Origin of the sequence: Streptomyces sp. NPDC059906 (assembly GCF_042730645.1) — a bacterium.
GTDB lineage: Bacteria > Actinomycetota > Actinomycetes > Streptomycetales > Streptomycetaceae > Streptomyces > Streptomyces rubrogriseus.
Genome location: NZ_JBHWKU010000002.1, coordinates 216,384 through 239,888 on the forward strand (window position 1 = coordinate 216,384; position 23,505 = coordinate 239,888).

The 23,505-nt window shown below is 72.2% G+C and carries 21 protein-coding genes and 2 tRNA genes; 12 read left to right on the forward strand and 11 right to left on the reverse strand.

Annotated features, from left to right (window positions below; genetic code table 11):
• Window positions 1-1,347 (forward strand): collagen binding domain-containing protein (locus ACFV9J_RS03920; protein WP_385349403.1); only part of this gene is annotated, 1,347 nt, incomplete at its 5' end.
• Window positions 1,348-1,456: 109 nt separating this feature from the next.
• Here the strand turns inward: ACFV9J_RS03920 and ACFV9J_RS03925 are convergent.
• From ACFV9J_RS03925 to ACFV9J_RS03935, 3 genes are all read right to left on the reverse strand, one after another.
• Window positions 1,457-2,329, reverse strand: a complete 873-nt coding sequence (locus ACFV9J_RS03925) for an LLM class F420-dependent oxidoreductase (RefSeq protein WP_385349406.1) — start codon at window positions 2,327-2,329, stop codon at window positions 1,457-1,459.
• Window positions 2,330-2,435: 106 nt separating this feature from the next.
• Window positions 2,436-2,912, reverse strand: coding sequence for a heme-degrading domain-containing protein (locus ACFV9J_RS03930; RefSeq protein ID WP_385349409.1), 477 nt, complete (start codon window positions 2,910-2,912; stop codon window positions 2,436-2,438).
• Window positions 2,909-3,991 carry a Gfo/Idh/MocA family oxidoreductase gene (locus ACFV9J_RS03935; RefSeq protein ID WP_385349412.1) on the reverse strand — a complete coding sequence of 361 codons (1,083 nt, stop codon included), beginning with the start codon at window positions 3,989-3,991 and terminating at the stop codon, window positions 2,909-2,911. The genes ACFV9J_RS03930 and ACFV9J_RS03935 overlap by 4 nt, the downstream gene beginning before the upstream one ends.
• Before the next feature lie 104 nt (window positions 3,992-4,095).
• Here ACFV9J_RS03935 and ACFV9J_RS03940 point away from each other — a divergent pair, with 104 nt between their 5' ends.
• Window positions 4,096-5,256, forward strand: coding sequence for an ROK family protein (locus ACFV9J_RS03940; protein WP_385350094.1), 1,161 nt, complete (start codon window positions 4,096-4,098; stop codon window positions 5,254-5,256).
• 716 nt (window positions 5,257-5,972) lie between these two features.
• Window positions 5,973-6,728, forward strand: coding sequence for a GntR family transcriptional regulator (locus ACFV9J_RS03945; protein ID WP_385349415.1), 756 nt, complete (start codon window positions 5,973-5,975; stop codon window positions 6,726-6,728).
• A 12-nt stretch (window positions 6,729-6,740) separates the two neighbouring features.
• On the opposite strand, the gene ACFV9J_RS03950 is transcribed toward ACFV9J_RS03945, so the two are convergent.
• Window positions 6,741-7,445 carry an SDR family oxidoreductase gene (locus ACFV9J_RS03950; RefSeq protein ID WP_385349418.1) on the reverse strand — a complete coding sequence of 235 codons (705 nt, stop codon included), beginning with the start codon at window positions 7,443-7,445 and terminating at the stop codon, window positions 6,741-6,743.
• Window positions 7,446-7,586: 141 nt separating this feature from the next.
• Between ACFV9J_RS03950 and ACFV9J_RS03955 the strand changes: the two genes are divergently transcribed.
• A complete protein-coding gene (locus ACFV9J_RS03955; RefSeq protein WP_385349421.1) occupies window positions 7,587-8,486 on the forward strand; it encodes a helix-turn-helix transcriptional regulator in 900 nt (299 codons plus the stop codon).
• Between the two features lie 33 nt (window positions 8,487-8,519).
• Here ACFV9J_RS03955 and ACFV9J_RS03960 read toward each other — a convergent pair whose 3' ends face one another.
• Complete coding sequence (locus tag ACFV9J_RS03960; protein WP_385349424.1) at window positions 8,520-9,680, reverse strand: RNA-guided endonuclease InsQ/TnpB family protein; 1,161 nt, start codon at window positions 9,678-9,680, stop codon at window positions 8,520-8,522.
• Between the two features lie 426 nt (window positions 9,681-10,106).
• Here ACFV9J_RS03960 and ACFV9J_RS03965 point away from each other — a divergent pair, with 426 nt between their 5' ends.
• The 3 genes from ACFV9J_RS03965 (at window position 10,107) to ACFV9J_RS03975 (ending at window position 12,242) form a co-directional block, all read left to right on the forward strand.
• The gene (locus ACFV9J_RS03965; RefSeq protein WP_385349427.1) at window positions 10,107-10,886 is read left to right on the forward strand and encodes an HAD-IIA family hydrolase; all 780 of its coding nucleotides are present in this window, start codon (window positions 10,107-10,109) and stop codon (window positions 10,884-10,886) included.
• Window positions 10,887-10,989: 103 nt separating this feature from the next.
• Window positions 10,990-11,544 (forward strand): hypothetical protein, encoded by a 555-nt coding sequence (locus ACFV9J_RS03970; protein ID WP_385349430.1) that lies wholly within the window; start codon window positions 10,990-10,992, stop codon window positions 11,542-11,544.
• 2 nt (window positions 11,545-11,546) lie between these two features.
• Window positions 11,547-12,242: a class F sortase gene (locus ACFV9J_RS03975; protein ID WP_385349432.1), complete on the forward strand. Its 696-nt coding sequence runs from the start codon at window positions 11,547-11,549 to the stop codon at window positions 12,240-12,242.
• Here the strand turns inward: ACFV9J_RS03975 and ACFV9J_RS03980 are convergent.
• The gene (locus tag ACFV9J_RS03980; protein WP_385349434.1) at window positions 12,232-13,125 is read right to left on the reverse strand and encodes a LysR family transcriptional regulator; all 894 of its coding nucleotides are present in this window, start codon (window positions 13,123-13,125) and stop codon (window positions 12,232-12,234) included. The two genes, ACFV9J_RS03975 and ACFV9J_RS03980, sit on opposite strands and share 11 nt — an antisense overlap.
• Before the next feature lie 116 nt (window positions 13,126-13,241).
• Here ACFV9J_RS03980 and ACFV9J_RS03985 point away from each other — a divergent pair, with 116 nt between their 5' ends.
• On the forward strand, window positions 13,242-13,829 hold the full coding sequence (locus ACFV9J_RS03985) for a hypothetical protein (protein WP_385349437.1): 588 nt from the start codon (window positions 13,242-13,244) through the stop codon (window positions 13,827-13,829).
• 82 nt (window positions 13,830-13,911) lie between these two features.
• Entirely contained in the window at window positions 13,912-14,937 is a 1,026-nt protein-coding gene (locus ACFV9J_RS03990; RefSeq protein ID WP_385350097.1) for a glycoside hydrolase family 6 protein, read from the forward strand.
• Between the two features lie 99 nt (window positions 14,938-15,036).
• On the opposite strand, the gene ACFV9J_RS03995 is transcribed toward ACFV9J_RS03990, so the two are convergent.
• From ACFV9J_RS03995 to ACFV9J_RS04005, 3 genes are all read right to left on the reverse strand, one after another.
• A complete protein-coding gene (locus tag ACFV9J_RS03995; protein WP_385349440.1) occupies window positions 15,037-16,974 on the reverse strand; it encodes a galactose oxidase-like domain-containing protein in 1,938 nt (645 codons plus the stop codon).
• Entirely contained in the window at window positions 16,971-18,932 is a 1,962-nt protein-coding gene (locus ACFV9J_RS04000; RefSeq protein ID WP_385349443.1) for a glycosyltransferase family 2 protein, read from the reverse strand. Before ACFV9J_RS04000 ends, ACFV9J_RS03995 begins: the two co-directional genes overlap by 4 nt.
• Window positions 18,933-19,226: 294 nt before the next feature.
• Window positions 19,227-19,300: transfer RNA gene (locus ACFV9J_RS04005), tRNA-Lys, on the reverse strand.
• A gap of 197 nt (window positions 19,301-19,497) precedes the next feature.
• Between ACFV9J_RS04005 and ACFV9J_RS04010 the strand changes: the two genes are divergently transcribed.
• From ACFV9J_RS04010 to ACFV9J_RS04020, 3 genes are all read left to right on the forward strand, one after another.
• On the forward strand, window positions 19,498-20,559 hold the full coding sequence (locus ACFV9J_RS04010) for a peptidoglycan-binding protein (RefSeq protein WP_385349445.1): 1,062 nt from the start codon (window positions 19,498-19,500) through the stop codon (window positions 20,557-20,559).
• Window positions 20,560-20,615: 56 nt separating this feature from the next.
• Entirely contained in the window at window positions 20,616-21,767 is a 1,152-nt protein-coding gene (locus ACFV9J_RS04015; RefSeq protein WP_385349447.1) for an SPFH domain-containing protein, read from the forward strand.
• Window positions 21,768-21,900: 133 nt separating this feature from the next.
• Window positions 21,901-22,506 carry a lytic polysaccharide monooxygenase gene (locus ACFV9J_RS04020; protein WP_385349450.1) on the forward strand — a complete coding sequence of 202 codons (606 nt, stop codon included), beginning with the start codon at window positions 21,901-21,903 and terminating at the stop codon, window positions 22,504-22,506.
• Between the two features lie 45 nt (window positions 22,507-22,551).
• On the opposite strand, the gene ACFV9J_RS04025 is transcribed toward ACFV9J_RS04020, so the two are convergent.
• Window positions 22,552-22,625 (reverse strand) — tRNA-Lys (locus ACFV9J_RS04025).
• Window positions 22,626-22,740: 115 nt separating this feature from the next.
• Complete coding sequence (locus tag ACFV9J_RS04030; protein WP_385349453.1) at window positions 22,741-23,499, reverse strand: IclR family transcriptional regulator; 759 nt, start codon at window positions 23,497-23,499, stop codon at window positions 22,741-22,743.
• Window positions 23,500-23,505 lie beyond the last annotated feature (6 nt).

A 23,505-nucleotide genomic window follows, 5' to 3' on the forward strand; every position in this document is an offset into this window, starting at 1 on the left:
GAGGAGACCAACGGCGTCGACGGTCTCCAGACCGACGGGGCCAACCCCGACTCGCAGGTGGGTGACGTCTGCACGACGGACACCGACGGCGAGTGCGCGCAGACGGTGGAGACGGGCACGTACTACTGGCGTGAGGTCGCCGCTCCCGACGGCTACGAGCTGCCCGACCCCAACGTCTTCGGCCCGCTGGAGCTGACGGAGGACAACGCCGCTGAAGGCGTCCAGGTCGAGGCGGAGAACACCCCCGAGGACGAGCCCGGTCCGGTGACGGGGCAGGTGCAGGTCCTCAAGACGGACGCGGAGACCGGGGACGGGCTGGCCGGGGCCGAGTTCGAGCTGTGGGAGGAGACCAACGGCGTCGACGGTCTCCAGACCGACGGGGCCAACCCCGACTCGCAGGTGGGTGACGTCTGCACGACGGACACCGACGGCGAGTGCACCCGGACGGTGGAGACCGGCACGTACTACTGGCGTGAGACGGCCGCTCCCGACGGCTACGAGCTGCCCGACCCCAACGTCTTCGGCCCCCTGGTCCTGACGGACGACAACGCCGCGGGCGGCGTGCAGGTCGAGGCCGGGAACACCGCCGGTGACGAGCCCGGCCCCGAGACCGGACAGGTGCGGATCAGGAAGATCGACGCCGAGTCGGGGGCCGTGCTCCAGGGCGCGGTCTTCGAGCTGTGGGAGGAGACCAACGGCGTCGACGGTCTCCAGACCGACGGGGCCGACCCAGACACCCGGATCGGCGGCGACTGCGTGACCGGCATCCTGGGGCGATGCGCGCGGACGGTGGAGGCCGGTACGTACTACTGGCGTGAGACGGCCGCCCCCGACGGCTACGAGCTGCCCGACCCGAACGTCTTCGGCCCGCTGGTGCTGACCGAGGGGAACCTCGAAGACGGTGTGCAGGTCGAGGCGGAGAACACCGCCGAGGACGAGCCCGGCCCGCAGCCCGGACCCGACGACGAGGGGTCCATCGAGGTCGAGAAGACCGACGCGGGGAACGGCGAGCCGCTGGCCGGGGCGGAGTTCGAGCTGTGGGAGGAGACCAACGGCCTGGCCGGTCTCCAGACCTCCGGTGACAACGCCGACACCCTGACCGGGGACTGCACCACCGACGCTGTCGGCGGCTGTGTCTTCGAGGACCTCGAACCCGGGTCGTACTACCTGCGGGAGACCGCCGTGCCCGAGGGGTACGAGCTGCCCGCGGACCCGGTGACCGGCCCGATCAGGGTGACCGGGGCGAACGCCGAGGACGGCGTCACCGTGCGGATCGACAACGAGCGCGAAGGTGACGACGACGGCCACGGCGGCTACGGCTCCGGCTCCGAGTACGGAACCAAGTAGCGGCGGCGCGAGCCGGACGCACACCACGCCGGTCGCGGGGATCTCACCCCGCGGCCGGCGTTCGGGCGTTCACCTCACCCGCGCGCGTTCACCTCACCCGCGCCCGCCGTCACGCCAGGAGCGCGGCGAGCCGGCGCCAGCCCTCCCGCGGGAGGCGGGCCATGTCGTCCTCCACCAGCTGGAGGGCCACGTGATCGGCGCCCGCGGCGTGGAAGGCGTCGACGCGGGCGCGGATCGTGGCCTCGTCGCCCCAGGCGAACACGGCGTCGATGAGGCGGTCGCTGCCGCCGCCGGTCACGTCGTCGTCCGTGAAGCCGAGGTTCAGGAAGTTCCTCGTGTAGTTCGGCAGCCTCAGGTACATGGCGAGGTAGGCGCGGGCCGTCGCACGGGCGCGGGACGGGTCGGAGTCGAGGACGACCTTGAACTCCGGGGCCAGCAGCGGGCCCTCGCCGAGCCGCTCGCGGGCCTGCGCGGTGTGCTCCGGGGTGACCAGGTACGGGATCGCGCCCGCCGCCCGGTCCCGGGACAGGTCCAGCATCTTCGGGCCGAGCGCCGCCAGCACCCGGTGCCCGGAGCGCATCCCGGCCCGGTCCAGCTCGTCCAGGTAGCCGACCATCGTCGAGTACGGGCGGCGGTACCCCTCCACGCGCGGGCCGTGGCTGACCCCGAGGCCGAGCACGAAGCGGCCCGGGTGGGAGACCTCCAGCTCGGCGAAGCCCGCCGCCGCCTCGGACGCCTTGTGCTCCCAGATGCTCTGGATGCTGGTGCCGACCACGATCCGCTCCGACGCCCCGATCAGCGGGGCGGCGTGCCGGGCTGCGCTGTTGCCGCCGAGCCACAGGGCGCCGTAGCCGAGCCGCTCCAGCTCGGCGGCGGCCTCGGCGCGTTCCGCCGCGCCCGCCGGCTCCTCCGCGCGCAGCTGGGCGCTCCAGACGCCGTACCGTCCGACCGATTCCTTCAGGGAAGCCGTCGCCTCGTTCATCGCTTGCGATCCCTCCGGTGGGCACCGTGATCAACCTGCGTGTCTGCCTGCCAACCACGGGTACCCACCGCTGATTCCCCGACCACGCCGCCCGGGGCCGGCCGGGCTACTCGCCGAGGAACCGCTCCAGCGCCTCGACGACCAGCCGGTGGTCCTCCACCTGCGGCAGCCCGGAGACCGTCACCGCGCCCACGACGCCGACGCCGGCGACGGTGAGGGGGAAGGAGCCGCCGTGCGCCGCGTACGCGTCGGGGTCGAGCCGCGAGGACTCCTCGAAGGTCGTGCCCTTGGCCCGGAAGCGCGAGCCGACCAGGTACGAGGCCGAGCCGTACCGCTCCACGACGCGGCGCTTGCGGGCGATCCAGGCGTCGTTGTCCGGGGTGGAACCCGGCAGGGCGGCGTGGAAGAGCTGCTGTCCGGCACGGTGGATGTCGATGGCGACCGGGGCCTCGCGCTCCCGGGCCAGCTCGACCAGCAGGGAGCCCAGCGCCCACGCGTCGTCGTTCGTGAACCGGCGGAAGACCAGGCGGCGTTCCTGCTCCTCCAGCTCGGCCACGGTGGGTGTCGTCGGTGCCGTGCTCACAGGGACACCACCACCCCGTCGCGGGCGGAGCGGCGGGCCGCCTCCAGCACGTCCAGGGCGGCGGCCGCCGCCAGCGCGTCCACCGGGTTCGGGCCGCCCTCGCGCAGGGCCCTCGCCACCGCCGCGTAGTACGCGGGGTAGTCGCCCGCGACGGTCGCCGCCACCTGCCCGCCGCCGGTCAGCGGGGAGTCCCCGGCGCCGACGCGGCCCCACAGCGACTCGTCCTCCTCGCCCCAGCCGGGGCCCGGCCGCTTGCCCTCGCGCAGCGCCGCCTCCTGCGGGTCGAGGCCGTGCTTGACGTAGCCCGCCTTCGAGCCGAGCACCCGGAAACGGGGGCCGAGCTGGGCGGCGGTGGAGGAGACGTAGAGGTGGGAGCGGACGCCGTTCGCGTGTGTGAGCGCGAGGAACGTGTCGTCGTCCGCCTCCGCGCCCGCCCGCCGGACCACGGACTCGGCGTACACCCGCGTGACCGGGCCGAAGAGGACGAGGGCCTGGTCGACGACGTGGCTGCCGAGGTCGTACAGGAGACCGCCGATCTCCGCCGGGTCGCCGGACTCGCGCCAGCCGCCCTTCGGCTTCGGCCGCCAGCGCTCGAAGCGGGACTCGAAGCGCCACACCTCGCCCAGCGCGTCCTCGGCGAGCAGCTCGCGCAGGGTGAGGAAGTCGTTGTCCCAGCGGCGGTTCTGGAAGACGGAGAGCAGCAGGCCGCGCTCCTCGGCCAGGGCGGCCAGCGCACGTGCCTCGGCCGCCGTGCCCGCCACCGGCTTGTCCACCACGACCGGCAGTCCGGCCTCCAGGGCCCGGGTCGCGAGCGGTACGTGCGTCTTGTTCGGGGACGCGACGACGACCAGGTCCAGCTCGGCGGCACGGTCGAACAGCTCGTCCGGGCCCGTGACGGTACGTACGTCCGGGAACTCGGCGCGGGCCTGCTGCTGCCGCTCCGGGTTCGAGGTGACGACCGTGTCCAGGGTCAGGCCCTCGGTGGCGGCGATCAGCGGGGCGTGGAAGACGGAGCCCGCGAGGCCGTAGCCGACGAGGCCGACGCGCAGCGGGGGAGTGCCGGGAGGGGTAGCAGTCATGCGTCCCACTTTCGCAACGGTGTTGCCAAAGTGCAAGCGCCGGAGACAATGGGGGTGTGAACAGGACGATCGGCGGCGACACGCGGGGCTCGGCGGGCGGCGGCATGCGGGGCACGGCGGGCGGCGCCAATCTGCTCGCCCTGCGCAGCCACAACACCGCCCTGGTGCTCGACCTGCTGCGCGGCGCCGGTGGTGAGGGGATCAGCCGGCTGGAGCTGGCCGAGCGCACGGGGCTCACCCCGCAGGCGGTCAGCAAGATCACCGCCCGGCTCCGGGGCGAGGGCCTGGCCGCCGAGGCCGGTCGCCGCGCGTCCACCGGCGGCAAGCCGCGCACGGTGCTGCGCCTGGTGCCCGGCGCGGGCCACGCCCTCGGCGTCCACCTGGACCGCGACGAGCTGCGGGCGGTGCTGGTCGACCTCGACGGCGCCGTGGTGGCGGAGCGGCGCGCCCCGCTGGACCTGGGCGCGGGCGCGGAGACCGTGCTGGAGGGGGTGGCGCGGGCGGCGGAGGAACTCGCGGCGGAGGGGCTGGCGCCCGCCGACCCGCGGGGCGCGGGCGCTCGGCCGGCGGGCGGTGCTCTGGCCGCCGCTCCCACCCTCCTCGGGCTCGGGGCCGCCCTTCCGGGGCCGCTCGACCATGTCCGAGGTGTGCTGCACCGCGTCACCGGCTTCCCGGAGTGGGACGGCTACCCGCTGCGGGACGCGCTGGAGCGGCGGCTGGGCGTGCCGGTCGTCGTCGACAAGGACACCAACGCGGCGGCGCTCGGCCTCGCGGTCGGCGGGGGCGCCGGGGCCGGTTCCTTCGCGTATCTGCACCTCGGTACGGGACTCGGCGCCGGGCTCGTCTTCGGCGGCGGCGTGCACCGGGGCGCCCGGACCGGCGCCGGGGAGTTCGGGCACCAGGTCGTCCAGCTCGACGGGCCGCCCTGCACCTGCGGCGCCCGGGGCTGCATAGAGGCCCTGTGCCTCGCCGCCGTCGCCCGCGGGGACCTCGCGGAGGCGGCGAGGGTGCTCGGCACGGGTGCCGCGAACCTCGCCGGGCTGCTGGACATCGACCAGGTGCTGCTGGGCGGCCGTACCGTCGCCGCGGCGCCCGAGGCCTTCGTGCACGGCGTCGGCGCGGTCCTCGACGCCCGCGCCCGGCGCGAGGGCGGTCACGACGGCGCCGTACCGGTGCGGCTCGCGCCGGGCGGACCGCGCGGCGTCGCGGAGGGCGCGGCCCAACTGCTGCTCGCCCCCCTCTTCGGCCACGGCAACGACGGCTGACCACCGCGCCCGCGCCGCACTGGATCCCCGCCGCTGAGCCCCCGGCGCCCGTCCCGGCATGCCGCACCGCCACTGGACGGACCGTCGGCGTGCCCGCCCCTTCGCGCCGAATGCCCGTCGCTGAGCCCCCGGGCGCTCGCTCCGGCATGTCGCGCTGCCACTGGGTGGACCGTCGGCGTGCCCGTCCCTTCGCGTCGAAGGCCCGTTGCTGAGTCGCCGGGCGCTCGTCCCGGCATGTCGCGCCGCCACCGGGTGGACCGTCGGCGTGCCCGCCCCCTCGCGCCGAATGCCCGTCGCTGAGCCCCCGGGCGCTCGCTCCGGCATGTCGCGCCGCCACCGGGTGGACCGTCGGCGTGCCCGCCCCCTCGCGCCGAATGCCCGTCGCTGAGCCCCCGGGGCGCTCGTCCCGGCATGCCGCGCCGCCACCGGGCGGACCGTCCGCCCGGTATCCTCGCCGTCGCCCCGGGTGGTCGTGGCTCCGGCCCCCTGGGGTCGCGCCGTTGTGGACGCCTCTGCCGGTCGGCGGGCGAGCCGTCGCCCCGGGCCGGAGCCTTGAGTCGAGCGGTCACGGCCGTCGGCGCTGATGTGGTCGCTGCCGTCGATGTGGCTGCCGTCGTCGTCGCGGGTCGACTGCCGGTTTCGACGTCGGCCCGGCCTCGTCGCGGCCGCGCCGGTCCCCGGGGGGCGGCGTCACCCGGGTCTGCGAACATCCCTGCGTGGACTATCCGAACGACCAGGCCCCGGGGGCCCCCGTCCGCTCCGGGATCCCCGAGCACGGGCGCGTGCCGAAGTACTACGCCGTCAAGGCGCGGATCGACCGTCTCGTCGGTGAGCTGGGGGAGGGCAGCGCCATCCCCACCGAGCGGGACCTGTCCGAGCGCTACGGGGTCGCCCGCGAGACCGTGCGGCAGGCCCTGCGGGAACTCCTCCTCGAGGGCAAGCTGCGCCGCCGGGGACGCGGCACCGTCGTGGCCGGACCCAAGCTGGCGCAGCCGTTGTCCCTGGCCAGCTACACCGAGGGCGTCCGGCGCCAGGGGCGTACCCCCGGCCGTGCGCTCGTCACCCTCGACCGCTTCCCCTGCCCCGACGCGCTCGCCGCCGAGACCGGCCTCACGCGCGGGGAGCCCGTCTGGCACCTGGAGCGCGTGCTGCTCGCCGACGACGAACGGGTCGGGCTGGAGAGCACGTACGTCGCCGTGGCCCGCATCCCCGACCTCGACACCGACTTCGACCCCGACTCGTCCTTCTACGCCCACCTCGACGCGCAGGGCATCGCCTTCGGGGACGCCGACGAACGCATCGAGACCGTGCTCGCCACCCCGCGCGAGGCCCTGCTCATCGGCACCCCGCCGGCCCTCCCGATGCTGCTCATCCACCGCGTCTCCCGGGACACGGAGGGCCGCCCGCTGGAGCGGGTGCGCACGCTCTACCGGGGCGACCGCTTCTCCTTCACCACCCACCTGCGCGGCTGAGGAGCACTCTTGTCAGGCGGGCTGGCCCAGGGGCCGGACGGTCAGGGTGTTGAGGTCGACGCCCGCCGGCTGGTCGAGGGCGAAGCAGACGGCCTCGGCCACGGGCTGGGGAGGCAGGGCGAAGGAGGGAACGTCGACGCCCTGCCAGAACGGGGTGTCGATCATGCCGGGGTTGACGAGCGTGACACCGATGCCGCGGGTCGTGGCGTGCAGGCGCAGGTTCTCGGCGAGTCCGGTGGTGGCCCACTTGGTGGCCGAGTAGAGGTTGGCGGGGGAGTTCTTCAGCCCGGCGACGCTGCCGATGAGCACCAGCCGTCCGCCGGTGGCCTCGAGGTGGGGCAGGGTGGCGTGGGCCAGCAGCGCGGGGCCGAGGACGTTGGTGAGGACCATGGGCGACCACAGCGTCGGGTCGCCGTCCCCGATGGAGCCGCCGGACATGAACCCGGCGTTGGCCACCGCCGCGTCGAGGGCACCGAAGTGCGCGACGGTACGGGTCACGGCCGACTCGGTGGCCTGCCAGTCCGCCGCGTCCGCGACCAGGCCGAGCAGCCGGTCGGGGTGACCGGCCTCGTCGAGGAAGGCCTTCAGCCGGCCCTCGTCGCGGCCGGTCACGGCCACGCGGTGGCCGCGGTCGAGGAGCAGCCGCGCGGTGTAGGCGCCGATACCGCTGGTGGCGCCGGTGATCAGTACGGTTTTGCTGGTCATGGTCGTGGTCATGGTCGTGCTCCCTGAGAGTGGAGGGGGATGACCCCACGAAACCGGTGCCGTCGGAAGCGGGCAAGGTCGCGTTTATGGGGGGTACGGACGCAACCTCCCTCCGTCCCTCTGCGTCGGCCGGACCATGGGTAGCGTGGGTGGATGGAATCTCCGCCCGGACAGCCCGACCGCTCGGACATCCGCGACTTCCTCGTCAGCCGGCGCGCCAAACTCGCCCCGGAGCGGGTCGGACTGCCCACCGGCCGGCGACGCCGGGTTCCGGGGCTGCGCCGCGAGGAGGTCGCGGCCCGCGCCGGCGTGAGCACCGAGTGGTACACGCGGCTGGAGAAGGGCCACATCGGCGGCGTCTCCGAGGAGGTGCTGGAAGCGGTCGCGCGGGCCCTGCTCCTCGACGAGGACGAGCGCACCTACCTGCTCGACCTGGCCAGAGCGGCCCGCCCCGCCCGCCGCAGGTCGCCGTCGGCCCGCCGCAAGGACGCCGCGATCCCGTCCTCCGTCCAGTGGATGGTGGACTCCATGACCATGGCCCCCGCCTTCGTGCGCAGCGGCCGTCTGGACATCGTCGCGAGCAACGCGCTGTGCAGGGCCCTGTACGCGCCGATGTTCGACAGCGACACCACCCGCGACCGGGGCTGCGCCAATTTCCCCCGCTACTTCTTCCTCGACCCCGGCTCCCGCGACTTCTTCGTCGACTGGGAGGAAGGCGCGAGGGCCACCGTCGCCGTGCTCCGCGCCGAGGCCGGACGTGAACCCCACGACCGGGCGCTGCGCGAGCTCGTCGGCGAACTGGCCACGCTCAGCCCGGACTTCCGCACCATGTGGGCCAGTCACGACGTCCGCATCCGCCACGAAGGCGCCAAGCGGCTGGACCATCCCGAAGTGGGCCGCCTGGAGATGACCTTCCGCCAGCTGAACCTGCCCCTGCCCCAACGGACCGTCCACGACCTGATCATCTACACGGCCGAGCCGGGCACCCCCTGGGAGGACCGCCTCAAACTCCTCGCCAGTTGGACAGCACTGTGCACGCCTGGCACGCATTGAATCCTCCCCTCCCTGGGGGAGGGGATTCCTGGCTCAGGCTGCCTCCCGGAGCAGCGCTCCAGAAGGTCTTCCACCATCAGCGCCAGCCGGGTTGAGACCAGCCCGGACGAGCATGACGTGTGCGGAGTTCTTGTCCCTGGGGGAGGCGGTTCCGCAGGCGGTGCAGGTGTGGGTGCGTTCACCCAGCGGCAGGGCGTGCTTGGCTCTCGCTCCGCACTGCGCGCAGTCCATCGTGGTGTACGCGGGGTGGACCAGGCGGATGTCCCGCCCGTGTTTGCGTCCCATCTCGATCAGAGCGGCCTTGGTGGCGCCGATGGCGGCGTCCGCGGCCTTGCGGGCCATCGTCGACCGGGCCAGGAACTTCGGGCGGAAGTCCTCGACCGCGACGGCGTCATGGTCGCGGACGACCTTCTTGGCCCACTTGCGGCCGGTGTCCGCACGCTGCCGGGCGACCTTCTTGTGCGCCTTCGCCCGCAACTTTTGCGCCGTCCGGTAGCCTCTCGATCCGGCCGTCCCCTTCTTCGGCCTGCGGCGGGCCATCATCCGGTCGTACCGGGTGAGCTTTTCCTTCGCCTTCCCGCCGTGCGAGGGGTGCGGCAGGTCGTGGGCGTCGGACGTCGTGGTCGCGGTCTCCTTGACGCCCCAGTCGACGCCGAGGACGCGGCCGGTCTTCGGCAGGGGCTGGACCTGAGCGGGGACGACGAAGGAGCAGTACCAGTGTCCGAGGCTGTCCTGGTACACGCGTACGGAGGACGGCTCGTCGGGCAGCTCCTGCGACCACACCACGTTCATCACGATGCCGCCTGCCAGGTGCAGTAGGCCGTCCTTCAGCCGGAACCCGCGCCGGGTGTAGTTCAGGGTCGCCAACGCCTCACGCCTGGTCTTCCACGTCGGCATCCCGGCCCGGCGCGCCACGGGCAGACGCTCGGCCATGTCCTTGTGTGCCTTGGCGCGGGACCGGCCGAAGTCACGGATGACCTGCTGCTGGGGAACCGACGAGCCCTCCCGCAGCCACGGGGTACGGGAACGGGCTTCGGTCAGCATCCCGTCCAGTCGGGCCGGGCCGCACGTGGCCTTCCCGCCACTCGCCCTGTTGTGCAGATGCACTGCCCTGGACTTGGCGACGCACTCGTTCCACACCCAGCGGCACCGGCCCCACTCCGCCGCCAGCAGGGCGCGAGCCGTGGACGACATCCGCAACCGGTACGTGTACCGGGCATACCCGGCCCTTTCATCGGCCCCGCCTGCGCCATCTCGCCCCCCTCCACGACCTGTGGCCAGGAACCGTGCCGTCCCGAACCTCTGCGGAGGACCGTACGTACGACAGCCGCACACGCACCCGCAGATCCCACAACCGCCACCCTGACCAGTGACCACAGGCACACGTGTTCGCTCTGCTTTGGGTCATGCCGCCAGCGGGCGCTCCACGCCCGTGTCCAGGCCTCGGAGACGCTCCACGTCGCCATACTCGGAGGCGATTCCTCCCCGGCGTGAACACCATGCTGGTGCTGCTCGCCGTCTTCCGGATCCGCCACCGGAAGCTGAGACGGCCGTTCCCTCAAGATCCCGCACTGCATAGGCTGGGGCGCACGCAGGACCGCGCAGGCAGGAGACCCGCACATGGCAGACCGCAAGCCCATCGAGTCGTGGCTCACCGACATGGACGGGGTCCTCATCCACGAAGGCGTGCCGATCCCCGGCGCCGACGCCTTCGTGAAGAGGCTCCGCGAATCCGGCAAGCCCTTCCTGGTCCTGACCAACAACTCGATCTACACCCCGCGCGACCTGCACGCCCGGCTGCGCCGCATGGGGCTGGAAGTGCCGGTCGAGTCCATCTGGACCTCGGCGCTGGCCACCGCCCAGTTCCTGGAGGACCAGCGGCCCGGCGGCTCGGCGTACGTCATCGGCGAGGCGGGCCTGACCACGGCCCTGCACGACATCGGGTACATCCTCACCGACCACGACCCCGACTACGTGGTCCTCGGCGAGACCCGCACCTACTCCTTCGAGGCCATGACGAAGGCGGTACGGCTGATCAACGCCGGCGCCCGCTTCATCTGCACCAACCCCGACGAGACCGGCCCCTCCGCCGAGGGGCCGCTCCCGGCGACCGGCGCGGTGGCCGCCCTGATCACCAAGGCGACCGGCAGGCAGCCGTACTTCGCGGGCAAGCCCAACCCGCTGATGATGCGCACCGGGCTCAACGCGATCGGCGCCCACTCCGAGACCAGCGCGATGATCGGCGACCGCATGGACACCGACGTGCTGGCCGGCATGGAGGCCGGGATGCAGACCTTCCTCGTGCTGACCGGTCTGACCAGGCCCGAGCAGGTCGAGCACTTCCCGTACCGCCCGTCCCAGGTGGTCGACTCCATCGCGGACCTCGTGGAACGGGTCTGAAACGCGGACTTCCTCCGCATGACCCGATCGGAGCAACCTCGGCCCCGCGCAGGATGCGGTGCCGGGGCTCGCGGGGGAGCCTCCAGGTAACTGGAGGTACACGATGGGCTCACTGAAAGTCACACTCTGTGCGGGTGCCGCGCTGGCCACCGCGTTGTGCGCACCGGCGGCCTACGCCTACGCGGCGGACGGCGGCGGCGTCTCCGTGTCGCCGTCCTCACCCGCCCCCGGCACCGACGTCACGCTCCGCGTGCCCGACTGCACCGAGAAGACGGCGGTCGCCGTGTCCGCGGCCTTCGAGTCGGACGTACGGCTCAGCCTGGCCGCGGGGGACGGCGTCCTCGTCGGCTCCAGCCAGGTCCGCACCAGCGTGCGGGCCGGTGCGTACGCCGTGCAGGTCAAGTGCGGCGAGCAGGCGCGCAAGGGCACCATCACCGTCCACGACGAGCGGCGCCCGTCCACCCACGCCTCGCCCGTCGCCCCCGTCGACGCGGGCGGCGGCGGCACCGCGGAGCTGGCCGCGTCCGGGACCGGGGACGGGGCGCACGTCGATCCCCCCGGCACGGCGCACACCGTGACCGGCCTGGTGCTCGCGGGCATCGCCGCCGTCGCCGTGGCACTGCGCAGCGTCCGCAGCCGGAGCCGCGGGACGGACTGACCATGTCCGAACAGGACACCGCACCGAAGACCGCTGCCCCCGGCGGGCGCCTGGTCACCGGCACCGCCTGGGTGGTGCTGCTCCTCGGGCTGTGGCTCTGGGGCCGCGAGGCCACCGACGTGCGCGAGGGCATATCGCGGCCGGCCACCGGGGACATGGCGGCGGCCGGCCGGCCCCCCGACGTCCCCCTGCCGCCGGCCCACGCGCCCCTCGACGACGCCCGGCCGCAGCGGCTCGACGTCCCCGGACTCGACATCGACGCCCCCGTCGTGGCCCGCGGCCTCGACGCCAAGGGCGCCATCGAACCACCGCCCTTCGACCAGCCCGGCACCGTCGGCTGGTACGCGGCCGGGGTCACCCCCGGAGCCGCCGGGACCGCCCTGATGGTCGGCCACGTCGACACCGAGACCCGGCCCGCCGTGTTCTACCGGCTCAGCACCCTCGAACCCGGCCAGACGATCCGAGTGGCCCGCGACGACGACGAGGTCGCCGAGTTCACCGTCGACGACGTCCAGGTCCTCACCCGCGACGGCTTCGACGCCCAGCAGGCCTACGGACCCCGCGACACGGGCCGCTCCGAGCTCCGCCTCATCACCTGCGGCGGCACCTTCGACCACACCACCGACAGCTACACGGCCAACGTCGTCGTCTCCGCCTACCTGACCGGAACCGGCTCCGCCCGCCACGTCAGCCAGTGAGCGGTCCCGTGTCCCGGGCCGCCCTCGCGAGGGCACGGACCAGTTCCGTCTCCCCGGCCGTCGGCCAGATCAGCGCCCAGCTCGCCGTCGGAGCGTCGTACGGGCGCAGATAACGCAGGCCGCGCCACTGGTAGTAGCGTGCGGCATCGCCGTGGACGAGGCTGATCGCCCCGCCCGCCGCGACCACCGCGGCGAGTTCCTGGAACGAGGAGACCTTCGGGCCGCGCCGGGTGGGCCGGCCGCCGGGAGTGTGGGTGGGGACCAGCGTCTGCTGCCAGTACTCGGGGATGGCGGTGGCGGAGTGCGGCAGAGGCCAGTCGGCCAGGTCCTCCATGCTCACGGCGTCACGGCGGGTGAGGGGGTGGTCGGTGGCGACCATGAGAAGCACGGGTTCGGTCACGACGACGGGGCCGACGGTGAGATCCGGTTCACGGACGGGCAGCCAGGCGGTCGCCACGTCCACCGAGCCGTTCCGGAGCGGGCCGAAGGGGTCCGTGAAGATGACCTCCTGAATGCGGAGGTCGACCTCCGGGTGCCGGCCGCGGAACAGGTCGAGCAGCTGTATGTGGTCGTGCGCCTGGGAACCGTGCAGGCCGAGAGTCAGCGTGCCCGTCGAGCCACGGGCGGCGGCGGTGGCCGCGCGGGTGCCGTCGAGTATCTGCCGGTAGCCCGCGCCGAGATCGCGCCGCAGTTGTGCGCCGATGGCGGTCAGCTCGACCTTGCGGCTGCTCCGGGCGAAGAGGGGCGCCCCGATCCTGCGCTCCTGCTTGGCGATCGACTGGCTCACCCGCGCCTGCGACACGTGCAGCCGGTCCGCGGTCCGGCCGAAGTGCAGCTCCTCGGCCAGCGTCAAGAAGATCTCGATGTCCCGCAGTTCCACCACGTGCCCCCGGTCCTCAGCGATAACTCCTGGGTTATCAGACCATGTGAAGCCGGGGATTGTTCGCGCCCTTCCCGCCCTGCAACCTGGGTCGGAGGTATGGCGGCGAGGGAGAAGAAATGCGGGTGCGGGGCGTGGTCACGGCCGTTGCGGCGGTCCTGGCGCTGACGGCGGTCGGCGGCTGCGGCGACGACGAGGACGGCGGCGGGAGCACGGGGGGCGGCGGCGGGGGCTACGGGCAGTCCGCCGGCAGCGGGGGACGGCTCATGGACACCGAGCCGCAAGGCCGTCCGAGCGCCCCCACGATGGCGGACATCGAGGCGTTCGTCAGCGCACGCACCACGTGCACCGATCTGCACATGGAGGACAGGGACTCCGACCACGAGGACGACCCGGAGGCGGAGGCGACCGGCAAGCTGTGGGGCATCAAGGAGCGTGCCGTCTGCTGGGACGCGAAGCGCATGGGCGTCACGCTCATGTCCGTCGACGACATGAAGAGCTTCCAGACCCAGGCGCGGCGGCAGAACTCCGACTGGTACCTCCTCGGGGAGGACTTCGCCGTCACGGGCGGCCCCACGACGACGGCCGACCTCAGGGGGTCCGGGCTCCTCACCCTCGCCTGCGACCCGGAGACCCAGATCCCCAGCGGCTACACGAAGGAGAAGGGTCTCGTGGACGGTTGCACACTGACCGATTTCGTCTCCTGACGTCCGTCGGCCGATGACCGCGTGGGCGCACGAGGCGTATGTCAGGATTGAGCCTCGGAACAGTGCACCCATGGGGGGTTGGATGTACGGCAGCAAGCCGGCCGGAAACATGTCCAGGAGGCGGGCTGCGTCGGCGGCGGCACTCGGAGCGGCGGCCCTGCTGCTCGCGGGCTGCTCCTCGTCCGGCGACGGGGACGACAAGGGCGCGGGCGCCGGGATCACCCAACAGCCCAAGGAGACCGACCCCTTCTGGGTCAACCCGGACGGCAACGCGGCCCAGCAGGTCGCGTCCCTGGCCGACGCGGGCAAGAAGGACCAGGCCGAAGAGATCCGCAAGATCGCCCAGCAGCCGACCGGCGAGTGGATCAGCCCGGAGAACCCCGAGGAGCAGGCCCGCGGCTTCACCGAGGCCGCCGACGAGGCCGGCCGCACCGCGCTGCTCGTCCTCTACAACATCCCGCACCGCGACTGCGGCCAGTACTCCGAGGGCGGCGCCGCCGACGGCAACGCCTACCGGTCCTTCGTCGACGGCGTCGCCAAGGGCATCGGCGACCGTGCCGCCACCGTCGTCCTGGAACCGGACGCGGTGCTCCACCTCGTCGACGGCTGCACCCCCCAGGAGTTCCACGAGGAGCGCTACGACCTCCTCAAGGGCGCGATCGCCAAGCTCGGCGCCCTGAAGAACACCAAGGTGTACCTGGACGCGGGCAACGCCGGCTGGGGCCACCCCGACCAGATCTTCGACCCCCTGAAGCGGGCCGGTATCGACCAGGCCGACGGCTTCGCGGTCAACGTGTCGAACTTCTACACCACCGAGGACTCCATCGCCTACGGCAAGCAGCTCTCCGCCAAGGTGGGCGGCAAGCCCTTCGTCGTCGACACCAGCCGCAACGGCAACGGCCCCTACACCGAGGGCGCCCCGGACGAACGCTGGTGCAACCCCCCGGGCCGTGCCCTGGGCGAGACCCCGACCACCAAGACGTCGGACCCCCTCGTGGACGCCTACCTGTGGGTCAAGCGCCCCGGAGAGTCCGACGGCGAATGCAAGGGCGGCCCGAAGGCGGGGCAGTGGTACCCCGAGTACGCCTTGAAACTGGCGCAAGGATAAACACCCTAGGGGCGCGGGGCTGTGACATGTGCGGCTACCGCCGCGTGCGCGCGACAAGCCACAGCGCTCCCGCACCCGAAGACACAACCTGCGGGAGCGCTACGGAACTCGCACCCACTCCGCCTTGCTCGGCGTCCCCTCCCCATCCGTCACGAACATCATGTACCACCCCGACTGCACCAGGTTCTTGCCCTCCGGCACCGTCACCGTCAGCTTGTCCCCGTCCGCCTTGAAGTCCAGCGCGATGGACCGCTGATCCACGTCCGTGACGTGGGTCGACGCGCTCGGCCGGATCAGCCGCACCTTCTTGACCGTCGACGCCGCCCGCGAGGTGAACGTCCCCGACTCACCGCGCGCGATGGTCTGCGGGCCGCCGGACAGGTCGGGCCGCGAGTCGCGGTACAGGTACGGCGGCGTGTAGATCTCGATCCGCTGCTCGAACTTGCCCGGCTTGGTGTTGGCCTTGTCGGCGTAGAGCGAGTCCGAGCCGAAGAACATCAGGCGCCCGTCGGGCAGCAGGATGGACCCGGAGTGGTAGTTGCGTCCCACCAGCGGGTCGGCGACCCGCTCGAACTCGTTCGTGTCCGGGTGGTAGAGCCGCGCCTGGAGGATGTTGGAGTCGCCGCGGCCCCGGTAGTCCTCAGAGCCGCCGGAGACCAGCACGCTGTCGTCGGGCAGGATCGAGGCCTGCGGGTAGCGCGTGCCCTTCTCCAGTGACGGTCCGTCGACGAACTTCGGGTCGTCCGCCTTGAGGTCGGCGATCCGGGTCTTCTCGCTGGACAGCTTGGACTCGCCGACCCCGCCGCCGCCGATCACCATGTACTTCTCGTCCTGCGCGGGCGGCAGCAGCACCGTGTTCGCCGTCTCCAGCATGTCGGCGTCGCTCATGCCGGGGACCTCGGTGAACTTGTTGGTCTCCACGTCCCAGATGCCCGGGGTGCGGCCCACGTCGTCGGGTCCGTACCCCGCGTTCGCGCCCGAGTAGAAGATCTTGCCGTTCTGCATCAGGAACAGCGCCGGGTACGTCGGGAACTGGCGGACCTTGTCGGTGTAGGTCCACTCCTTGGTCTTCGGGTCGTAGACCTCGTTCTTGCCGGGGACCAGCTGGCCGATGTCGTCGAGGCCGGAGACGCTGAGGATCTTGCCGTCGCCCAGGGTGGTGAGCGTCGGGTACCAGCGGGCCTCGTGCATCGGGTCGACCTTGATGTACTTCTCGGCGACCGGGTCGAACTCGAAGGCGTCCCGAATGCCCTGGAAGTCCTTCTTGTCGAGGGCGAGCTTCTGCGCGATGCCGTACGTGTTGCGGGCGTCGGCGCCCGACAGGCCCTGGATGCGGTAGTTGTCCTCCGTGCCCGTCTCGTACTTGTGGCCGCTCTTCTGCGCCTCGACGTAGATCCGGCCGAGGCCCGGGTCGTTGCGCACGAACGCGCCGGTCGCCGGGTCGAAGACCTTCGTGGCCCGGTCCACCAGGACCGGGTCCTTGGAGACGAAGGTCTTGCCGTTCTCCTTACCGGTGAACTTGGTGCCCGCCGGCAGGGTGATCGGCTTGTCCGGGTTCTCGTTGTGGACGACCATCAGGCCGCCGGCCTTGGTGACGTCGCCCTTGAGCTTCTCGTACCGCTTGGTGCCGCCCGCGATCAGCAGGTTGCCGTTGGCGAGCTGCGTGTGCCCGGTGCAGAACAGGTCCGTGGGCGTCGGCACCTTCTTGATGGTGCCCTTGACGGGGTCCCAGATCCGGGTGTCGTACTGCTTGTCGTCGGAGTTGTCCTGGTTGTTGCCGGACCCGGCGACCATCAGCACCTTGCCGGTGCGCAGCAGTGCCGCGTGGATGGTGTTCTGCCGGTACTTCTCGGGAAACTCGATGATCTCCCACTTGCCGTTGGCGGCCTTGTACTCCGGCTGATTGATCTTGTACTGGTGGTATTTCTCGGTGCTGAAGCGGTAGAGCCACGGCCCGTTCATCCCGGCCAGCGCGACTACCACCGCCGTACCTATCGCGAAGCGACGGGCCCGGCGGCGGCCGGCACGGTCTTTCATTCCTTACGTCCCCCAAGTCCACCAAGGGCGATCTGCATGGTCTGGTCGTCTCCCCCGTCGGCGGGGGCGGCCCAGTTGGGCCTCTGCTGCGGCGCGTGCTGTCCGTACGGCGCCTGCTGCGGCGGGACCCGCGGTGCGGGCTCCGCCGCCGCGACCGGCGGTTGCTTCTTCGCCTTCCTCAGCTCGTGGCGCCAGGCGAACATCGGCGACGCGGTGATCAGCAGCGCGAACGTCGCCCAGATGATCATCGCGGGGTGCGAGTGGCCGTAGACGTAGCCGGCGGCGATCGAGCCACCGAAGATCACGATGAAGTACCAGTGGTACCGGAAGGTGCCGAACAGGGTGTCCGGGCTGGCCGAGTCGCCCTTCGGGGTCACCACGAACTTGCTCTTGCGGCGCAGCACGGAGTCGATGAGCGCCTTGGCGTACAGCGGTGCCGACAGCGCGGACATGATCATGCCGGCCACGCCGCCGGAGCCCTCCGGCTCGTGCGGGGAGACGTTGTGGCGGCGGTTCCAGACGTACAGGCCGATCTGGAGCGCGGAGGCGTTGCCGTAGAGCATCAGCCAGACCGCCGGGTCGATGTTGACGCCGGATGCGCCCAGGCCCAGGAAGAGGCAGCAGCTCAGCGCCGCCAGGATCCAGTTCAGGGCCGACATCGGATAGAAGATGATCATCATCGTGTAGTTGAAGAGCTTGCTCGGCGGCAGCGAGTACCAGCCCTTCCAGTACTGCTTGAGGATCGTCTCGTACGTCCCCCGGGACCAGCGCATCTGCTGGGTGAAGAAGTCCGTCCAGGCGTTGGGGCCCTCGCCGACCGCGAGCACGTCCGGGGTGTAGACCGAGCGCCACTTGCGGCCGGTGGCCGGGTTCTTGTGGCGGTGCATCTCGAAGCCGGTCGCCATGTCCTCGGTGATCGAGTCGTACAGGCCGCCGATCTGCTTGAGCGCCCTGATGCGCACCGCGTTGGAGGTGCCCACGAACATCGGCCCGCCGTAGCGGTTGCCGGCGCGCTGGATCAGCGCGTGGAAGAGGAACTGCTGCGACTCGGCGGCCTTGGTGATCGGGTTGTCGTAGTTGCCGTAGACCTGCGGGCCGATGACGAAGCCGACGTCCGGGTCGCGGAAGAAGCCGAGCATCCGCTCCAGGTAGTTCGGCAGCGGCACGTGGTCGGTGTCGACGGAGGCGAAGAAGTCGTAGTCGTCGCCGTGCGCCTCCAGCCAGGCGTTGTAGTTGCCGTGCTTGGTCTTGGCGCGGTGCGGGCCCTTCTTCCGGTTCCACTTGGCGACGCCCTTGCGGGAGAAGTGGTGCACGCCCAGGCGCGCGCACACCTCCTTCACCTCCGGGTCGTCGCCCTCGTCGAGGAGCCAGACGTGCATCAGGCCGCGGTGGCGGATCTTCACGGCCGCCTCCAGGGTCTTCGTCACCATCTCCAGCGGCTCCTTGCCGGGCACGAAGGAGGTGAGGAAGGCGACCCTGGTGCCGGTCTCGGGCACCACCGGGACCGGGTCGCGGGCGACCAGGGTGGCGTGCGCGTTCGACAGCACGTTCAGGCAGCGGAACAGCTCGATCAGGCCGATCGCCACGAGCATCACGATGTCGAGCGCGGGCAGCCAGGAGAAGGCCACGTAGTCGCGCTCGGTCCAGTGCTCCGGCTGGAGCAGCCAGATCAGCAGCACCACCGACAGCAGCGGGGCGGCGGCCAGCATCAGGGCGACCCGGACGCGGTGCGGCTCCTGCGAGATCAGCGAGCGGTACTGCACCCGGTACGGCTTGTTCGGGTCGGGCTGGGTGAGGGGGCCCGCGAGGCGGCTGTAGTGCTCGTAGTCGTACTTCGGCAGCGTCTTCTTTATCCGGCGGAACGAACCGGTGTTCCAGTTCCGGTGCCCGGGCACCCTGAGCTGGGTGGTCTGGGACGGGTCGTGGTCTGGCCCGGCGCCCGTCGGCGTCGACGTCATGAGTCATTCCCCCCACACGCGGGTCGTGCGTGTTTCGTCGCTTCCTTCGCCCGCACAGGTCCCCCTCGACCGTCACGGACGTATCAGTGGTGGGTCACGGTCACCACGGCATGCACACCTTATATAGACATGGAATGGCGACCCCCGGTTGCATGATGCCCCCCTCGGCATCCCCTCGGCACCCGGCCCCCCAACCGGACCAGGGTTCTACGGCGTTCGTCATGATCGCAAGACGTCCCGGGTCCGGATACGCCGAAGGCCCCCCGTGTGATACGGAGGGCCTTCGACCGTCGGTGCGCCGCCAGGGACTCGAACCCCGGACCCGCTGATTAAGAGTCAGCTGCTCTAACCAACTGAGCTAGCGGCGCCTGCTGACCTGCACAACTCTACCCGACGCCGACCGGTGCTCCGGACCACCGCCCGCGGCGCCCGCGGGGCCGCCCCTCGGCCGGGTACATCATTCGGACCGTCAACATGCGCGTGGTGAGGACAGTTGCGAAACTGACCGAGATGTACCGAACCGTACCGCCGCGGACCTGCCCACCGGGAGTGTGAGGGGAATCGCATGGAGACTCCCGTATTCGAGGAGATCGAGCCCGCGAGCGACTGCGACTGCGTCGGCTGCCGCCACTGGCGGCGGGTGCTGCCGCATGCCCCGGCGGGCCGCGCGCTCGCCCATCCGGCGGCGTACCGCTCGCTGGTCGTGGCCACCGTCGCCGCTTCCGCCACCGCCGTGTCCGCCCTCGGCGCGGGCGGGGCGGCGGCGCTTCCGGCGGCCGCCCACGCCGCCCATCGGCCGGGCGTTCCCGCGGGTGACGAGCCCGGCACTCCGCAGGGGCCGCGGGCTCCGCTGCACGGCTCCGTCGGCCGGCCCGCGGCGCCCCCGGCCGGTGCGGAACTGGCCGGCATCACCCGTACGGAGATCATCGACCGGGCCAGGAGCTGGGTGGCCGCGAAGGTCCCGTACAGCATGACCGCCTACTGGTCCGACGGATACCGGCAGGACTGCTCGGGCTTCGTGTCGATGGCCTGGAAGCTGCCCGCCAACGAGTGGACCGGAAGCCTCGGCACCGTCGCCGACCGCATCACCAAGGAGGAGCTGCAGCCCGGCGACATCCTGCTCTTCCACAACGCCTCCGACCCCCAGAAGGGCTCCCACGTGGTGATCTTCGGCGGCTGGACGGACGGGACGCGCACCGCCTACACGGCGTACGAGCAGACCCCGCCGCACACCCGGAAGCTCGACACGCCCTACGCCTACTGGAGCAACTCCGCCCAGTACCTGCCGTACCGCTACAAGGGGGTCGCGGCGGGCGGCGCGGGCAAGGCGGGCGCGGCGGGTACCGAGGAGGCGCCGCCCGGGGCCGCGGGCCCCGCCTCGCACGGGGTGGCGGGATACCCCGGCCGGGCGATGTTCCGGCCGGGCGCGGACAACCCGTACGTCACCCGGCTCGGCGGGCAGCTGGTGAGGAAGGGATTCGGCACGTACTACACGAGGGGGCCGGGTCCGCGCTGGGGCGAGGCGGACCGGCGGGGCGTCCGGGCCTTCCAGCGCGCCCAGGGCTGGCGCGGCGGAGCGGCGGACGGCTACCCGGGCCCGGAGACCTGGCGGCGGCTCTTCTCCTGAGCGCACCGGGGTGATCATCCGTTCATGACGCGTCTGGCGCGGAGGCTGGAGCACGCATGAGTACGACATCGTCAACGAACCCGGAGACCGCGCCGGCGGCACCGGAGGAGTCCGCGGCGGCGGCCGGTCAACGGTCCGCCCGGCTCATCCACAACGAGGCCACCACCGAGATCCCCGTCCACCTGCTGTTCCGCGACGACCCCGATCCGGTGCCGGTGCCGCTGCGGCCCGCGGTCGTCGCGCGCCGGCCGGGCCCGGGGGAGCGGACCGGGGTACGGCCGGGCGCGCGGCGCCCCGTCGCGGCGCGACCGCGCCCGGCGCCCCGGGTCGACCCGGAGCTGACGGAGCGTCCGGGCCGGGTGCTGCCCGGCGCCGCGGGCGTGGCCGCCGGTCTGTGCGGGGCGGCCGGGTGCGCGGCCACCTCCTGGTGGGCGGGTCTGGTGCCGCCGCTCGCGGCCCAGGCGCTGGGGCTGCCGGCGTACGCGGGTGCCGGGCTCGGGCCCGCGCAGTGGGCGGCGTACGCGGCCGCGGGGGCGCTGGGGATGTTCGGGTTCGGGGGACTGGCCCGGGGCCGGACCGGACGGGCCTGGGTGCTCGGCCTGTTCGGCCGCTACCGGGGGACGGTGCGGCGCACCGGCCTGATGTGGGTGAATCCGCTGCTGCTGCGCCGCCGGGTGGACGTGCGGCTGCGGCACTGGCGCAGCGAGCCGATGCCCGCGGCCGACGGCAACGGGGTGGCGCTCAGGGCGGTGACGCTGGTGGTGTGGCGGGTGCGGGACACCGCGAAGGCCACGCTGGGGGTCGAGGACCACGAGACGTATCTGCGCGAGTGCGTCGAGGCGGCGCTGGCCCGGGTCCCGGTGGAGCCGCTCGGCACGGTGCGCAGCTCGGCGGACGTGGCCGGCGACACGCTGACCCGGCTGGTGGCGGCGGACGCGGCGCCGGTCGGCCTGGAGGTGTTCTCGGTGCGGCCGGTCCGGGTGGAGTACGCCCCCGAGGTGGCCGCCGCGATGCACCGGCGCCGGATCGCGGCGCTGGACGCGGCGCAGCGGGCGAGCGTGCTCACCTCGGTGGTGGACTCCGTGGAGGACACGGTGACCCGGCTGACCATGCGCGGGCTGGTGGAGCTGGACGACTACGAGCGCAAGGTGCTCGTGAAGGACCTGACGGTGGCGTTCTGCGCGGGGCGGGGGGACACCGGGCACTGACCCGTTCCGCGTTTGGTATGGACATGTTCAATTGTCAGCAATAATCTGGGACTTGGTCTAGACCTGCACGGTTCATCTGCACGGCTCACCGAACTTCCCCTGAACTTCCCCACACGTCACAGGGAGCAGCAGTATGCGCACCAGGACCAAGTTGTACGCGGCCGCGCTGGGCATGGCGACCACCGGAGCCCTCGTGCTCTCGTCCGGCGGCGCCAGCGGCCACGGCTACACCGACCTGCCCGTCAGCCGGCAGAAGGTGTGCCAGAACGGCACGGTCGGCGGATGCGGCGCCATCCAGTGGGAGCCGCAGAGCGTGGAGGGGCCCAAGGGCTTCCCGGCCTCCGGGCCGGCCGACGGCAGGATCTGTTCCGCGGGCCACGGGTCGTTCGCCGCGCTCGACAGCCCCAAGCAGCCGAACGGCCAGGCATGGCCGACCACCCGGGTGAACGGCGGGCAGAGCTACACCTTCCGCTGGCAGTTCACCGCCCGGCACGCCACGACCGACTTCAAGTACTACGTCACCAAGCCGGGCTGGAACCAGAACCACAACCTCGCCCGGTCCGACCTCAACCTCACCCCGTTCTTCACGGTGCCCTACGGCGGCAAGCAGCCCCCGGCCACGCTCTCCCACAGCGGGACCCTGCCGTCCGGGCTGAGCGGACACCACGTGATCCTCGCGGTGTGGACGGTCGCCGACACGGGCAACGCGTTCTACGCCTGCTCGGACGTCACCTTCTGAACGGCGGAAGGGCCCCCTCGCCGAGCGAGGGGGCCCTTCCTTCGGTGCGCCGCCAGGGACTCGAACCCCGGACCCGCTGATTAAGAGTCAGCTGCTCTAACCAACTGAGCTAGCGGCGCATGACTCCCGCCGTCCGCTTCCCGCGGTCGGCGACGACGAAAATACTACCCGGTCCCGGGCAGTGCTCGTGACCAGTGCCGGGACGGTCCGCCGGAGGGGTCCGCCGGAGCGGCCCTAGATCGCCAGCGACAGCAGCACCGGTGCCGCGCTCCGGTTCAGCTCGTCCGCGGCCCGGCGCAGCCGGTGCGCGTGCTCGACCGGGAGCGACAGGGCCAGGCAGCCCACGGAGGAACCGGCGGTGATCGGGACGGCCGCGCAGACCGTGCCCACCGCGTACTCCTGGAGGTCGAGGACGGGCACGGTGGCCGGCTGGGACTCCAGCCGGGACAGCAGCAGCTTGTCGCTGGTGATGGTGCGCGAGGTCAGGCGGGCCATCCGGTGCCGGGCCAGGTGGTCGCGGCGGCCCGCGTGGTCCAGCTGGGTCAGCAGGGACTTGCCCACGGCGGTGGCGTGCGCCGAGACGCGGAAGTCCACCCACTCGTTCACCCTGGGCGCGGCCGGGCTGTCGGCGTACTGGGTGACGCTGACCTCGCCGTCGACGTACCGGCTGATGTAGACGGCGGCGCCCATCGAGTCGCGCAGCCCCTCCAGGGTGCGCTGGAGCTTCTCGCGCAGCGCCTGCTTGCGGCCCTGGGCCGAGCCGAGGCGGGCCAGCGCCTCCCCGGTGACGTACGCGCCGTCGGCGGTCTGCTCGACGTATGCCTCGCGGCGCAGCATGCGCAGGAGCGTGGTCAGGCGCTCCGTGCCGATGCCGCTCTCGCGGGCGATCTCGGTGTCGGTGACACCGGAGGTGTGCCGCGCCACCGTCTCCAGGACGCGCAGGGCGTCCTCGGTCGAGTGGCGCGGCGCGGTCGGCCTGTGCTGCAGCGCCACGGTGGT